The sequence below is a fragment of the Proteus sp. G2618 genome (genome assembly GCF_009915995.1).
GTDB classification, from domain to species: Bacteria; Pseudomonadota; Gammaproteobacteria; order Enterobacterales; family Enterobacteriaceae; genus Proteus; species Proteus terrae.
Genome location: NZ_JAABNI010000003.1, coordinates 14,322 through 29,874, shown reverse-complemented (window position 1 = coordinate 29,874; position 15,553 = coordinate 14,322). Strand labels below are relative to the sequence as shown.

15 protein-coding genes are annotated in these 15,553 nt (G+C 40.2%); 7 read left to right on the top strand and 8 right to left on the bottom strand.

Features of this window, described 5'->3' with window-relative positions:
- Positions 1-38: 38 nt before the first annotated feature.
- From nagA to agaR, 8 genes are all read right to left on the bottom strand, one after another.
- Positions 39-1,208: an N-acetylglucosamine-6-phosphate deacetylase gene (nagA, locus tag GWJ01_RS00755; RefSeq protein ID WP_109392821.1), complete on the bottom strand. Its 1,170-nt coding sequence runs from the start codon at positions 1,206-1,208 to the stop codon at positions 39-41.
- Complete coding sequence (gene agaF / locus GWJ01_RS00750) at positions 1,205-1,639, bottom strand: PTS galactosamine/N-acetylgalactosamine transporter subunit IIA (RefSeq protein WP_109392820.1); 435 nt, start codon at positions 1,637-1,639, stop codon at positions 1,205-1,207. Before agaF ends, nagA begins: the two co-directional genes overlap by 4 nt.
- Positions 1,640-1,738: 99 nt before the next feature.
- The gene (locus GWJ01_RS00745; protein WP_072063421.1) at positions 1,739-2,629 is read right to left on the bottom strand and encodes a PTS system mannose/fructose/sorbose family transporter subunit IID; all 891 of its coding nucleotides are present in this window, start codon (positions 2,627-2,629) and stop codon (positions 1,739-1,741) included.
- Positions 2,619-3,386 (bottom strand): PTS N-acetylgalactosamine transporter subunit IIC, encoded by a 768-nt coding sequence (gene agaW, locus GWJ01_RS00740; protein ID WP_161710584.1) that lies wholly within the window; start codon positions 3,384-3,386, stop codon positions 2,619-2,621. Before agaW ends, GWJ01_RS00745 begins: the two co-directional genes overlap by 11 nt.
- Before the next feature lie 47 nt (positions 3,387-3,433).
- On the bottom strand, positions 3,434-3,928 hold the full coding sequence (gene agaV, locus GWJ01_RS00735) for a PTS N-acetylgalactosamine transporter subunit IIB (protein WP_023581440.1): 495 nt from the start codon (positions 3,926-3,928) through the stop codon (positions 3,434-3,436).
- Positions 3,929-3,952: 24 nt separating this feature from the next.
- Positions 3,953-5,143, bottom strand: a complete 1,191-nt coding sequence (locus tag GWJ01_RS00730; protein ID WP_161710583.1) for an SIS domain-containing protein — start codon at positions 5,141-5,143, stop codon at positions 3,953-3,955.
- Between the two features lie 12 nt (positions 5,144-5,155).
- Positions 5,156-6,436, bottom strand: coding sequence for a tagatose-bisphosphate aldolase subunit KbaZ (kbaZ, locus tag GWJ01_RS00725; protein ID WP_109392818.1), 1,281 nt, complete (start codon positions 6,434-6,436; stop codon positions 5,156-5,158).
- A 53-nt stretch (positions 6,437-6,489) separates the two neighbouring features.
- Positions 6,490-7,269 carry a transcriptional repressor AgaR gene (gene agaR / locus GWJ01_RS00720; RefSeq protein ID WP_075673686.1) on the bottom strand — a complete coding sequence of 260 codons (780 nt, stop codon included), beginning with the start codon at positions 7,267-7,269 and terminating at the stop codon, positions 6,490-6,492.
- Positions 7,270-7,804: 535 nt separating this feature from the next.
- Here agaR and GWJ01_RS00715 point away from each other — a divergent pair.
- From GWJ01_RS00715 to GWJ01_RS00685, 7 genes are all read left to right on the top strand, one after another.
- Positions 7,805-9,040 (top strand): anaerobic sulfatase maturase, encoded by a 1,236-nt coding sequence (locus GWJ01_RS00715; protein ID WP_109401511.1) that lies wholly within the window; start codon positions 7,805-7,807, stop codon positions 9,038-9,040.
- Positions 9,041-9,078: 38 nt separating this feature from the next.
- A complete protein-coding gene (locus tag GWJ01_RS00710) occupies positions 9,079-10,689 on the top strand; it encodes a sulfatase family protein (protein WP_109392816.1) in 1,611 nt (536 codons plus the stop codon).
- A gap of 54 nt (positions 10,690-10,743) precedes the next feature.
- On the top strand, positions 10,744-12,219 hold the full coding sequence (locus GWJ01_RS00705) for a DUF2264 domain-containing protein (RefSeq protein WP_161710582.1): 1,476 nt from the start codon (positions 10,744-10,746) through the stop codon (positions 12,217-12,219).
- 114 nt (positions 12,220-12,333) lie between these two features.
- The gene (locus GWJ01_RS00700) at positions 12,334-13,188 is read left to right on the top strand and encodes a tagatose bisphosphate family class II aldolase (RefSeq protein ID WP_109401509.1); all 855 of its coding nucleotides are present in this window, start codon (positions 12,334-12,336) and stop codon (positions 13,186-13,188) included.
- Positions 13,185-14,156 (top strand): sugar kinase, encoded by a 972-nt coding sequence (locus tag GWJ01_RS00695; protein ID WP_161710581.1) that lies wholly within the window; start codon positions 13,185-13,187, stop codon positions 14,154-14,156. Before GWJ01_RS00700 ends, GWJ01_RS00695 begins: the two co-directional genes overlap by 4 nt.
- The gene (locus GWJ01_RS00690; RefSeq protein ID WP_109392813.1) at positions 14,137-14,778 is read left to right on the top strand and encodes a bifunctional 4-hydroxy-2-oxoglutarate aldolase/2-dehydro-3-deoxy-phosphogluconate aldolase; all 642 of its coding nucleotides are present in this window, start codon (positions 14,137-14,139) and stop codon (positions 14,776-14,778) included. Before GWJ01_RS00695 ends, GWJ01_RS00690 begins: the two co-directional genes overlap by 20 nt.
- Positions 14,779-14,783: 5 nt before the next feature.
- The gene (locus GWJ01_RS00685; RefSeq protein ID WP_109392812.1) at positions 14,784-15,365 is read left to right on the top strand and encodes a DJ-1/PfpI family protein; all 582 of its coding nucleotides are present in this window, start codon (positions 14,784-14,786) and stop codon (positions 15,363-15,365) included.
- The last annotated feature ends 188 nt before the right edge of the window (positions 15,366-15,553 follow it).

The window sequence follows — 15,553 nt, the reverse complement described above, 5'->3', positions numbered from 1 at the left end:
AATACCTCATTTTTACTGATGGGTGCATAACTGAAAAGCTATACATTTTCCCCGGATACAGAGTAAATATGATTTCCTCTGATGAATGTATCGGTGAGATGAAAACATTCATCCACCACAGCAAAGCTGGCTTGTCGCCCAACTTTGATATAACCCAATTTGTCGCCGATACCGAGATACTCAGCTGGGATCGCACTTGCCATTTGTACTGCTTCCCATTCAGGAACATGTGCTAGTTGCACCATATTTCTTAATGCACTGTCTAAACTACATGTACTCCCAGCCAAAGAGCCATCTGCTGTTTTTGCCTGACCTTGGGAGACGCTAACTGTTTGAGCGCCCAGCGTGTAATCACCGTCAGGTAATCCCCCAGCACGCATGCAATCTGTAATTAAAGCGAGTTGTTGATAACCTTTCATGCGATACGCTAATTGCATCATAACGGGGTGAACATGAATGCCATCTGCAATCAATTCCGCCAATACATTGTGATACAACACGGCACCACAACATCCCGGTTCACGATGATGAAGTCCCGTCATTCCGTTATACAAATGCACGCCACAATCAGCACCATGTAAAAAAGCATCTGATGTTTGTTCATAAGTTGCCGCTGTATGCGCCACACTAGGCTTAATGCCTCGATTGACCAACCAATCAATCGCCTCCATCGAACCTTGTGCTTCCGGCGCAACAGCGACACGCAATAATGTGTCCCCCGCACTTTCAAGCAATGTTTCTAGCTCTGATATCGTTGGTGCTTTTAGATATTTCACAGGATGAGAGCCTCTATGGCGCTCAGTAAAATAAGGCCCTTCTAAAAAGCTCCCAAGTAACTGTGCGCCAGAAGTTTGTGGTTCCGACAAAAACTCACGTACTTGTGATAATGCTTGGCGAATATCATCCATAGGCGCAGTAACAGTTGTACCAACCCATGCAACTACACCTGTTTTCACTAAAGCATCAGCAATAGTTTGTAACCCTTGTTGAGTCGCATCCATTACATCGGCACCTTCACGGCCATGAATATGAATATCCACAAAACCGGGTAATAACGATTTCCCTTTTAGGCGAATAATGGGGCAATCTGTTGGTGCTTGCGTTGTGATTGACTCAATGACATCGCCTTTAACACGGACATAGCAAAGATAACGAATACCTTCTGGTGTAAAAGTTCGATCGGCTAAAATGGCATATTGCTGGCTCATAAACCGTCTTCTTCTTCAACATCATTGCTGTCTATTTGTGCCAATTGCTCACGAATATCTTGAATACTGTCTTGACCTATTTCGCGTAATATTTGCACTAACTCTGATATTGAACATCCTTCTCGTTCGAAAGCCGCATTAACAATCATCGGTAGATTCACACCCGCTAATACTTCAACGGCAGGATTTTGCATCATAATGGCCATTGCACGATTACAAGGGGTTCCACCTGGTAAATCTGTTAGGAATAGATATTGCTGACATGACATTGAGTTGATCGCTTCACGCATTTTTTCTTCAAGTTCATCAGGAGAAATTGACTCAACAAAATCAATAAATGCGATATCTTCCTGCTCGCCAGCAATCGCTTTTACAGCTGATGCCATACCAGAGGCAAAATTAAGATGTCCTGAAACAATAAGACCAATCATGAGTGACTCCTTGCGGGCAGCAGAAGACTCTCCTGCCCGTTTATAGCAAGTTAATAATGTATTTCGATTGACAATAACGACGGCTATAAAGGCTTTCTGTTATAAGAACCCTAATACGTGACCGACAACGCCAAATGCAAGAGTTGAGAAAATCAATACCGGAGGCTTGCCCCAAAAACCGGTGCTTTTCACCATTTTGTACATAAGAAAAACTAAGCACAGAGGTAATAAGTTCGGCATAATTTTGTCAAAGAGCGCAGTTTGTAATTCAACCACCTTTCCTCCCAGCTCCAGCGAGGCGGTGGTTTGCACCTTGATAAAAGTTGCACTCAGCGCACCGATAACAAAAATCCCCATAATATTGGCGGCTTTAGCCAGCTTTTCAGTGGCATCACTCATATTGACCATCGCAGCGGTTCCCGCGCGATAACCCATAAACATCAGCCCGAAATACACTAAAAAGTGCACAATTTGATATAAAAAGAAGAAAACAAAAGGTCCCGCAATCGAACCTTCCATTGCAATAGATGCGCCCAACGCTAATGTCAGTGGCATCAAGGTCATATGGTCGATAGCATCACCGATCCCCCCTGTAGGCCCCATTCCCGCAACTTTCATGACGTTAACAGTCGATGGTTTTTCTTTGTTTTCTTCCATTGCAACGGCTGTACCCAATAAAAAGGTGAACAGCTTAGGACTGGCATTAAAAAATTGCAGATGGTTTTTCAGTGATGTTGCATAGTCACGCTTATTGTTCCCATGAATTTTCTTTAAGGCTGGGATAATCGAGAAGGCAAATCCACCACCTTGCATACGTTCAAAGTTAAAGTTACCTTCCATAAATAAACCGCGGAATGCACACTTCCAAAGGTCGCCTTTAGTGATAACTTTTCTGACAGTGGTATCTTGATACTCGTCAATGCCATCAATCAAAGAACCCGTTTCTGTTTTATCCTGCGTTTTCAATGCGGTGCTATTATCAGATACCATCTTCGAAATCCTCATTCTGCTGACTTGTATTTTTGTTATTACCACTAAAGAAGAAGTAGAGCGCGGCGGCTGATGCACCTAAAATAGCGACCGCCATAATTGGGAGTTTTAGATAGGTTGTCATCACGAAACCAATGAAGAACACACCTGCAACTTCTTTTGACCACATGATTTTCAACAACATTGCGAAACCAATAGCAGGAACCATTTTCGCTCCGATGCCTAAGCCTTCAAGCAACACTTTTGGAGTATTCTCATCAATCCATTGAGCCGCATGTTCACCAAAGTAGACCGTCACAAAGGCGACTAAAGCATAGAGTAATGAACGTACCATAATTGTGATAATAAGTAGCCGAGAAACTCCGGCAGCATCAGCTCTTTCCGCATATCTATCCGCTTTCCCCATTGTGAAAGCCGTCATAGCAAAGAAACCAATCACGAGCATTTGCATTAACACCGCAATAGGCATACCAATCCCCATAGCAACTTCAGGTGATTGGTTTGTCATTACCGCAAAAGCAACCGCAGCAATCGTACCTAAAGTCACATCAGGTGGCTGAGCGCCTGCGTTAGGAACTAATCCTAACCACGCGAGTTCTAACGTTGCACCTGCAATCAATCCAACCTGCATATCACCCATAATCAGACCAACAACAGGCCCTGTAATGAGTGGTCTGTGAATATTTAATGCAACGTCATACTTATCTATACCGCAAAAAAAGGCCCATAAAGCCACTAAAGAAGCTTCAAAAATCATAAATAATCCTCAAACCTGCTAATGCAGGTTTTTTGTTCAGGAAATTATCAGGCTGATGCGAGCGCTAACACATCAACGGGTGTCTGATCGGGAGTGTTTTGGATTGTGCAAGTGACCCCATTTGCAACGAGGCTTTTAAACGCCTCAATGTCGGCATCATTGACTGACACGGTTTTCGCAATTTGGCGTTTCCCTTCATGAAAATGCATATTGCCAACATTACAGTGAGTAATGGGCACGCCACCTTCCACTAAACGGGCAACATCTTTCGGGTTATTACACAAAACAAAAATTTTCTGACGAGGAGATGCTTTACTAATAACATCAATAGTTTTTTGAATAGAGAAGAAGCGAACAGCGTATTCACCACCTGCTGATGCTTTCATTCCTGCTTGCATAAATGCGGCATTAGGGCCTTCTGCTGCATCATCATTAGCCACTAAAATCAGGTTTGCTTCTGTATGTTTACCCCATGTAATACGGATTTGACCATGGAGTAAACGTTCATCAATGCGGGTCCAGACAATATTCGGTGTGTTCATGATTAGCTCTCTTATTATATTTTATTAATTTAAAGCAGACTGTGTGTCGTCTTTTTTGTGTGAGAACGGATAAATTGTGACGCCTTGTACAACACGGTTGATTTCTCCTGTCGGAGATGGGTTATCAGGCGTATTCCCTAGTGCAATGGAACTGTGAAATGCGAATGATTGCGCCAACATCAAGTAAGGGAACAATAGCGCCACATCAGAACAGTTCTCTAACGCAGGAATATAAACAAAACTCTCTGGTGAGAAAGAGTTATCATTTCGTGCGGTGATCGCGATCACCTTGCCTGATGCATTATCGTGAATAACCTCTCGTAATAAGTCAGTCTCATATTGACGTGTATAAGGATCATTAGAGAAAAACATCACCACTAAAGTTTCTTTATTTACGATAGACTTAGGCCCATGTCGAAAACCTAATGGAGTATCAAAGCTCGCAACCACTTTACCCGCTGTAAGCTCTAACATTTTCAACGCAGCTTCTTGCGCTAAACCTTGCAATCCACCGCTTCCAAGATAAATAACCCGTTTAAACTTACCCGCGTATTTATCTCTAATAATTTGATTTGCTTTATTAAACTGCGCTTTATAGTGACTAAAAAAAGGAGCAATCGAATCACTAAAAACGTTATCACCTAAAAAGATAGTTACCGCAGCCATCATCATGGATGAAAAGCTAGAGGTCATTGCTAAAGAACGGTCATTGGACTCTTCAGGCATCAACAATGCCAATGCACTGCTGTTATTTTGGCAATACTCATAAAGCTTGCCGCTTGCATTACATGTCAGCACCAAGTGATAACATTGTGATAGACATTCAGTCGCAACATCTAATGCAGCCACACTTTCAGGGCTATTTCCGGAACGTGCAAAAGAAATCAATAAAGTAGGAATGTCTTCTGCTAAATATTCTTGTGGATCAGCCACTAAATCGGTTGTTGCAATCGCATCGACACGACGTTTTGTATGACCACTTAAAATAGGAGCCAATGCTTTCCCAGCAAATGCAGACGTACCCGCTCCAGTCAAAATAATTCGCGCATGAGGTACTGCCAGCGCTTCATTTAGAAAGACTTCAATATCAGCACGTTTTTCTTTTACTGATTGCCATGTTTTCTTCCAACATTCTGGTTGTTGCTCAATTTCTTTTGCAGTCCAAAATGCATTCAGTTGCTCTAATTGAGCGGTCTGATAACTTAAATATTCCATGGTTTCCCTCAATTAATGGACATAGCACGCATCGGCATAAACCGATAACACATCACGAATTTTCGCAATAACAAAAGACTCAGGTGATCCGTCGATCATGCCTTCTCTAAATTGGGTAAATTGATAAGGCAGATATTGGCTTAGTAACGGTAATGGAATAGGTTTAACGGATAAGTTATCCATTAATGTGTCGATGGCGGCATTAATCTCAGCATCCGGCCAGTAATAACGGATGCGATCACTAAAACTATATACTCGAGCAAAGGCTTGTTGACGCTCATCACCATGATAGTACTTTTGCCAAAAGCCCGGTTCACGGCACATCAATTGTTCCATTTTTTCACGTAATTTAGAGCACTGTTCTTGAGGGAATAATGTTTCTTCAATAGAACAAAGTGCGTATAAACCTTCGCGCATTGCAAAAGTTAATGCAGGCCCTACTTTTAAAATAGCAAAGTGATCATGAACTAGCTGTTTATAAGCTTCTTTAGTTTGATAATCCGTAGAGTGTGCTTCGAAAACAAGATGAGAATAATCATTTACCACTTGGCTTAATGCTTGTGCTTCTTCTGATTGATAATCAATGATACCCGTATGATCAAATTCAACGCCGGGTTGCACAACCAGACCAATAACGCGTTCCCAACAATCACCAACGCCCATATTTTGAAAAGCTTGGCGATGGCACTCTAATGTTTTACGTGCAGCATCAGGTGAAGTCACTTCAACAGTATCAAGTTCTTCAGCGGCACCGCCCGGAACGGGAACTTCTGTACCAACAACATAAACAATATCACTTGTGCCAAATGTCTCTTTTGCTGTGTTTTCTGCAATCACAGCAAGGCGTGCTGCACGAGACGCCACAATTTCATCCGTTAAAGGAATAGGATCATCAGCACAAGACATACTGCAATCGAGGTGAATTTTTTTAAAACCCGCGGCAACATAATGTGCAATCAACACATCTGCATTTGCCATCGCTTCTTCAGCGTTAAGATGTTGCCAACGATTAGGCCCTAAATGGTCACCACCAAGAATAAGTTTCTCGATAGGAAAACCCACATTTTCAGCTTGTTCAATGACATATTTGTAGAAGTCAGCGGGAGTCATTCCCGTATAACCACCAAACTGATCAACCTGATTAGAGGTGGCCTCAATTAGCAGAAAGGAATCATTATCCAGCGCTTGTAATAGAGCTGCTTCTATTACTAAAGGGTGGGCAGAACAAACAGAATAAATGCCATTCTGTTTGCCTGATTTGTGTTGCTGAACAATCTTTTCTAAAGGATGCATTAAATACTAACTCCATAATCAACACCGGCGGTGTTGCTAATGGAGTTAGCAAATTACGATGCCTTATCGTCGACGATAATCACTTCGATTTTGTGCTCTTTCAGTTCCTGAATATATTCTTCAGGGATACCTGAATCGGTCACTAATATATCAATATCACCAAATTCTCTGATCATATGACAGCTGCGTTTACTGAATTTCGTAGAATCTGCAACCGCAATAATCGTTTCTGAGATATCACACATTAAACGGTTAAGACTAGCTTCCTGTTCATTGTGTGTGGTAATACCAACGCGTAAATCGAATCCGTCAACCCCCAGAAAAACCTTATCAAACCGGTAATTTCTAAGGCTATTTTCAGCTTGTGAGCCTGAAAAAGACAACGCACTTTTTCGCAATACACCACCGGTCATTAATACTTCCACACCTGAGGTATTTGCTAACTCCATTGCGACATCCAGACCGTTAGTCATGACCACTACATTTTCGCGCGACTTTAAATGTGTCGCGATTTCGCGAGTAGTTGTCCCCGAGTCAAGAATGACGGTGTCTCCATCCTTTATCAGCGTTGCGGCAGCTTTCCCGATTAATGTTTTTATGCCCGCGTTTTGCCCACGTTTTTCGTGGATACTCAATTCGGCAATAAATCCTGTATTAGGAATTGCTGCACCATGAGAGCGAACGATATAACCATTTTTCTCAAGAAAACTTAGATCGCTGCGGATAGTGACACTTGAGACTTTAAATAATTCAGCGAGATCTTCGACTCTGGCTTTACCTTGTTGGTTTACCATATCGAGGATTTCCATACGCCTCTCAACTGCCGCTTTCACTTTCGTCTCCTTACGAAACCAAAGGACTTTCTTTCGATTGGTTTCGAATGTAGTTTACTACGCTAATTTTTACCGACAATGCAAAAAAACAAAACTTTTGATCTCTTTCACAAAGTTTCGAATCATCATCGATTGCTTACGATTATTTTCGTGTAGCTTCAATAATAGCCTTGAGGCCATCAGTTTCCAATAAATAAAATGATATAACGCAACACTATACTTATGATTACACCATATATCGCTATGTAAAACACAATAATATAGATTTAATACAGCTATATATCAAAAAATACAGAGTAAAACTTCACTGCATTCATTTATTTTCGAAAAATAAATCAAGATAAATAGCTCAAATAGTCAATAAATCCTGAAATAGTATCAAACCGAAAGTACTAAAATCGAAAACCCACACTCTAATCTTTCGAAAATAACTTTCAATTACTTTCGATGTTTCGTATTTGTGATTTTAATCTCTTTTGTTTTGATAAATTTTACGTAATGTAACAGGATAAAAAAGAAACTCAGGAAATGACTAATGGCATTAAATCAACCTGCTTATTTTCATATGATGGCAAAACCTACAAGCTACCACTGTAATATTAAGTGTGAATACTGCTTTTATCTGGAAAAAGAAAATATTTTTCAAGATGAAGAAAAAGAGGCTGGTCATATAGTCATGCCTGATGGTGTGCTGCGTCGTTATATTAAAGATTATATTCAATCACACGGTGGCGATCAGATTGATTTCTCTTGGCAAGGCGGAGAGCCAACGCTTGCAGGATTGGCTTTCTTTGAAAAAGTTGTCAAATATCAAAAACAATTTGCTAACGGCAAAACGATTACAAATAGTGTACAAACCAATGCAATCGCCATTAATCGCCAGTGGGCGCAATTTTTTGCTGATAATCACTTTCTATTAGGCGTTTCAATTGATGGTATTGAAGCTGTTCACGATAAATATCGTATTTCGGTCAATGGAAGCCCTACTTTTGAACGAGTAAAACGTGCAATTAAGTTACTCAATGAATATGGAGTCGAATTTAACACACTCACTGTTGTTAATGACCAAAACTGGAATAAAGGAAAAGAAACTTATCAAGCTTTAAAAGAATTAGGTTCCACTTTCTTTCAATTTATTCCCATTGTCGAAGTCGATAGACGCTTTCCTCATACTCACGGAGGACATTATGCTCCGGGCCCTAATGCACAATTAGCGCCATTTTCTGTTCCAGCTGAAGGCTATGGGCAATTTATGGCTGAAGTATTTGATGAATGGGTACGGCAAGGCGATATCGGGAAAATATATATCCGCTTATTTGATAGTTTATTAGGCACATGGATGGGTTATCCCGCATCAACTTGTATTCAATCTAAAACCTGTGGTCAGGCATTGATCATTGAAGCCAATGGTGATGTTTACTCTTGTGATCACTATGTTTATCCCGCCAATAATTTGGGCAATATTCATCAAAATAGCCTTGCTCATTTAGCTACATCAAAACAGCAACAGCGCTTTGGTCAAAATAAATATGATAAACAAACTAGCCTTTGCAAACAGTGTGAAGTGCAAAGCTTATGTTATGGCGGTTGCCCTAAACATCGCATTATTGCTATTGAAGGCGAAAAACATCGCCATAACTACCTATGTCGCTCTTATAAAAAAATATTTCACCATACCGCGATAGGCATGCAATTAATGCAACAAGCTATTTCACGCGGAGGTCTTGCTAGTGATGCACTTCCTGCGATGAAAAAAAACTACTTAAAGTAACTCTTTTTATTTTATCTTGTTTATTCTGGAGACAATCCGTGATCTTACCTTCTGTTAAAAAAAGCTTACTCGCGGGGCTGATTGCCACGTCGTGTTTAAGCATCCCAATATCAGCCAATGCAGGTGGTACACCTGAAAAGCCGAATATTTTACTGATAGTGATGGATGATTTAGGTACAGGACAACTTGATTTTGTACTGGATACCTTAGATGTTAATGCATTAGCGCAAAGATCCACACCGCCACGTTATGAAGGCGATATAAATAAAATGGTAGAAGCGGCGCGCATTGCTATGCCCAATGTCAGTGAAATGGCCACAAATGGCGCTAAAATGACCAATGCATTTGTTGCCCATCCTGTTTGTGGCCCTTCCCGAGCGGGTATCTTTACTGGGCGCTCTCCAGCAAGCTTTGGTACTTACAGTAATGACGATGCCATTTTAGGTATTCCCCAAGATATCAAACTATTACCTTCACTTTTCCAAGAAAATGGCTATGCCACCGCCAGTATTGGTAAATGGCATAATGCAAAAGTTATTCGCAAACCGAAAATTAATGAAAGTAAGCAAACACGTGATTATCACGATAACATGATTTCAACGCCAGAAGCAGGTTATGCTCCTCATGAGCGTGGTTTTGATTATGACTTTAGCTATTACGCATCAGGTGTAGCTTTATGGAATTCGCCTGCTTTTTGGCGTAATGGTGTCAATGTCCCAGCTCCGGGCTATACCACGCATCTTTTAACAGATGAAACATTAAAATTTATTGATGAACACAAAGATAAACCTTTCTTTATTAATCTCTCCTACAGTGTTCCTCATATTCCACTAGAACAAGCTTCACCCGCTAAATATATGGAGAAATTTGATACTGGTAATGTTGAAGCAGACAAATACTTCGCAGCCTTAAATGCAGCTGATGAAGGAATTGGTCAAATTATTGCAAAGTTAAAAGAAAACGGTGAGTTAGAAAACACGCTGATCTTTTTCTTATCAGATAATGGCGCAGTTAATGAATCACCAATGCCAATGAATGCGATGGATAGAGGCTTTAAAGGGCAAATGTTTAATGGTGGCGTTAGAGTGCCTTTTATTGCCTATCAACCCGGAACTATTCCTGCTGGCACAAAAAGTGATGAGATGATCTCTGCACTTGATATTTTACCGACTGCGCTGCAAACAGCAGGTATTACTATTCCTGGCAATCTAAATGTTGAAGGGAAAAACATCATGCCTTTACTGAAAGGTGAAACAACAAAATCCCCTCACAACTACCTTTATTGGGCAGGTCCTGGCACTAAACATTACAGCGAAGAAAACCAAGAGTTTTGGCATGGATATCACCAATGGATAACCTATCAACGTAAAACACCGCCTACAAATCCTAATTTAGAAAAACTCTCTAAAGGTGCTTGGGCTGTACGTGACGGTGAATGGGCGCTCTATTTTTATGATGACGGGAAAAATCAGCCTCAACTTTTTAACGATAAAAACGATCCGTCCGAATCTATTGATCTTGCCAAACAAAATCCACAAAAAGTGGTAGAGCTAAAAAATGCGTATTACCAGTGGATCAAAGATAAGCCAAAGCCTGTTCTTTGGGGACAAGATCACTATCAAATATTAGTGGATTCTGCAAAACCTTAATATTCAACCTCCGTTTTGTTTCGCAAGGATGCGTCTTTTTTCTGAGATACGAAAATGGCTATTAAAATTGCATCTTCAGCACGACCCAAACTCCCTTATGAGCACCCAAACGTAGAAATCTACCAACGCTTATTTAAGGAAAATATCATTCGACGATTAGTCAGAAAATCGGCTTATCGTCGCTATGATAAAACAATCACTGACTTTTTTAATGATGAAAATCGGTCGCTTTTCTCTTTATGTGAAATGCTGACACAGTATGTCACACAGGCTTTTCATCATTACCAAGTCTGGGGTTACTCTCATGCTTATTACCCAGGAAGTCCAGGGCAACAAACGGCAAGAACTGATGCTCTTGAAGGTGTTAGCAGAGTACTTCCTCTACTTGCTGCATGGACTGTTAGTAGCAAAAAAAGTATGTTGATGGGATTAAATCAGCAATCTTTCAACTTACCTTCAATGATCAAACAAAGCTTTATTCATGGCACTGATCCACTTCATAAAGGATATTGGGGAAAACTTGAAGATTACGATCAACGAATTTGTGAAGCATCTGATTTAGCACTTACTCTTTGGATAAGCCGTGAATGGGTATGGGATACATTAACACTCGCAACACAACAACAAATTATTGCTTGGTTCGAACAAGTTAATCACTGCAAGATTGTCGATAATAACTGGCATTTCTTCCCTCTTACCGTCCAATTCGTTATTAAAGCACTCACAGGAAAAGACACGATTGCCCATTGGCGCTATGAACGATTAAAAGAGTTTTATGTTGGCGATGGATGGTTTCGTGATGGTGCAAAAGGTAATTATGATTACTACAATGCGTGGGGTTTTTACTATTCGTTGTATTGGTTAGCGCAAATTGATCCTCAATTTGATACGACATTTATTACTCAATCACTTAATACCTTTAATCAGCACTACCTTTATTTTATGACGCCAAAAGGTATTCCTTTTTTTGGTCGTAGTGCCTGCTATCGCCTTGCGGTTTCTACTCCATTATTAGCAGGTGTCGATTTACACTGTCCTTCAGTGAAAATAGGCGAGGCAAAACGCGCTTTTGAAAGTAGTCTACGTTATTTCATTTCTCAAGGCGCATTAAAAAATGGCGCCCCTACTCAAGGCTTATTTACTCACGATCCTCGTTTGGTTGATAACTACAGTGGTCCTGCTAGTAGTTTTTGGTCATTACGCGCCGTGATTATCGCGCTTTATTGTGCTGATCGTATCAATTTATGGCAAACGCCTTCACTTCCTTTGCCTATCGAAAAAGATAACTTTCGTTTCGAAATTCCATCTATCCAAGCTTTAGTAACTGGAGTGAAAGCAACACAAGAAGTGAGTGTCATTTTTTGTGAAGATTATACGGAAAAACAAACACCGTTAACTCGCCGTTTAGAAAAACAGACCTTAGCACAAAAAGTCGCTGAAACCGTGATAGGACAATCAAGACGACCAAAAAACAACTTATTACGCAAAGGGATCACCAGTTATAGCTCTAAAATGGCCCATTTTTTCTAGTTATCTTTCATTTGCTTTCAGTGCGAAGGCAATAAAAATGTGATTTAGATCTTTTACCTTTCTATTACTTTCGTTTATTATAATTCGTAATTAAACGAAAGATGAGAGGCAAACATGTATCTGGTTTCTACTCGTAATATGCTCAATAAAGCACAGCGTGAAAATTATGCTGTGCCTGCTTTTAATATTCATAACTTGGAAACTATTCAAGTTGTGATGGAAACGGCTGCTGAAATGGCATCACCTGTTATCTTAGCTGGTACACCAAGCACCTTTGCTTATGCAGGTAGTGATTATTTGATCTCTATTTGTCAGCAAGCCGCAGAACAATATCGTATCCCTGTTGCCCTACATTTAGATCACCATGAAGATATTCCTGATATCTGTCATAAAGTTATTTCAGGTGTGCGATCCGCTATGATCGATGCCTCTCATTTTCATTTCGAAGAAAATATTCGCATCGTCAAAGAAGTTGTCAATTTCTGCCATCATTGGGATTGCACTGTAGAAGCTGAATTAGGTCGTCTTGGAGGACAGGAAGATGATCTTATCGTTGATACAAAAGATGCCTTATTCACCGATCCTGATTCAGCGGTACAATTTATCAAAGCAACAGGAATTGACTCATTAGCCGTTGCAATCGGTACAGCACATGGCATGTACAAACATGAACCTCATCTCGACTTTGCTCGCTTAGAAATTATTCGTCAAAAAACAGACATCCCTTTAGTTCTTCATGGTGCATCCGGTATTCCTGATGCAGATGTGCGCCGTTGTATTGACTTGGGTATTTGCAAAGTTAACGTCGCAACTGAACTGAAAATAGCTTTCTCTAACGCAATCAAGCAGTACTTCTTGGATAACCCTGATGCAAGTGATCCTCGTCATTACCTTGTACCGGGTAAAGCCGCAATGAAAGCAGTGGTTGCAGATAAAATTCGTGTCTGTAAAAGTGATGGGAAACTGTGAAAACAAATAGAGCTGTCGCCATTATTGGCGAATGTATGATAGAGCTTAGTGGTCAACCTTTTTTACCACAACAACAGCGCTTTGGTGGTGATACGCTAAATACAGCGCTGTACTTAGCGCGACTTATCCCTACATTACATCCGTACTATATGACAGGTTTAGGCACTGATACTTACAGTGCCTTAATGCAAAAAGCATGGGAAGAAGAAGGAATTAACTGCCAATCTGTTATTACTATTCCCGAAAAACTCCCCGGCCTATATGCCATTGAAATTGATGTTTATGGTGAGCGTAGCTTCCACTATTGGCGTAATGATGCTGCAGCACGTTATATTGCAACTGATGTCCGCTTTGTAGCACATCTTAATGCACTTCCTGATAATAGTGTGATTTATCTCAGCGGAATTTCTCTTGCTATTTTAACGCCGGAAGGAAAAGAGTCTCTACTCGCGCAATTAATCCACCTTAAACAGCGTGGGATTACTTTAATTGTGGATTCAAATTATCGACCTCGCTTATGGGATTCAATACCTCATGCACAAGAGTGGTTTGAAAAATTGTACAGACTTAGCGATATCGCTTTAGTTACGGGTGATGATGAGCAAATGCTTTGGCAACAACCCGTTTTGACAGAACAAGATATTGCACAACGCCTTCATCAATGGGGTAATCAAAACGTGATTGTCAAACTCGGTGCTCATGGCGCTTTCTGGTCCGATGGCATAGATACCGGCTATATCTCTCCCAAACCGATTGATCTTGTTGTTGATACTACCGCTGCAGGCGACTCGTTTAATGCTGGCTTTATTGCTGCTTGGCTACAAAATCACAGCTTACCAACTTGCTGTTTATGGGGAAATACATTAGCCGGGCTCGTTATTCAACATCATGGCGCCATCATCCCTCATAAAGTCACCGATTCATTCTATACATTAATCAAGGATAACTATGACACAGTCAATTGTTGATACACTTTCCTCACTGAAAGTGATCCCCGTGATCCAAATTAATCGCGCTGAAGATGCAATCTGGCTGGGTGAAATTCTAACCCAAAATCAGTTACCTGTTGCCGAAATCACCTTTCGTACACCTGCGGCAGTTAAAGCGATTAAGCTAATGCATGAGCATTTTCCTGAGCTTATTTTATGCGCAGGAACAGTATTAACAGCACAACAAGCAGATATGGCAAAAGAAGCCGGAGCAAGCTTTGTCATTTCGCCAGGTTATAACCCAAGTACAGTTGATTATTGTCTAAATAATGGCATCGACATTGTGCCGGGAATTAACAGTCCAAGCCAAATAGAAGTTGCTCTTGAAAGAGGCTTAACCTTAGTTAAATTCTTTCCAGCAGAAGCCTCTGGCGGTATAAAAATGTTAAAAGCACTTGCGGCACCTTACGCACAAATGCAATTTATGCCAACGGGTGGAATTAGTTTAAATAACGTGAGTGATTACCTTGCTATTCCACAAGTTGTTGCTTGCGGAGGAAGCTGGATTGCCACAGCTGATACGATTGATAAACAAGATAAAGAAACCATTGTTAATCATATTCAGAGTATCCACTCATTACTAAAAACAGATAAAGGATAAATAAAATGAAACAGGTTGCCGTTTTATTAGCTGATGGATTTGAAGAAGGTGAAGCTGTTGTTTTTATTGATATCATGCGCCGTCTTGATATTCATGTTGATGTGCTTTCTTGCATGGATACCTTGGTATTAAATACTTATTTTGAAACTAAAATCAGTGCTGATTTTCTATTAACTGAAAAAATGACACACAGCTATGACGCAATAATGATGCCGGGTGGCCCTAAAGGCACCGATCGTTTATGCGCTAACGAGCATGTTATTCAATTTATTAAACGTCATATTGCCGAAGATAAATATATTTGTGCGTTATGCTCTTCTGGAGCAAAAGTATTAGCAGCACATCATCTTCTTGAAGGTCGTAATTACAGCACAGGCGATAAATTGGCAGATAAATATGACGATGGCAATTATCTTGATCAAGATGTTGTTGTAGATGGTAAATTTATCAGTGCAAAAGGATTAGGCGTAAGTTTTGAATTTGCCTTTACCGTAGCTCGCCATTTATTAAGCGACAATACAGAAAAAGTAGACTGGCAAGCTAATCATATTTATTTTAAACACTGGCCATTAGACTACCTAAAATAGCTAAATTAATTATTAACGATATAAAGGGGATTAACTCCCCTTTTTTATACCTATCAAAGCCATTGTCTATAACACTATAAACACTAATCTAGTCATTAATTATTCTCTGCTTCTTTCTCTCTATGCATACATAAAAAAAACTGTACGTTAATTAATCAAAAAAAGATTATTAACACTTATTTTGTTTC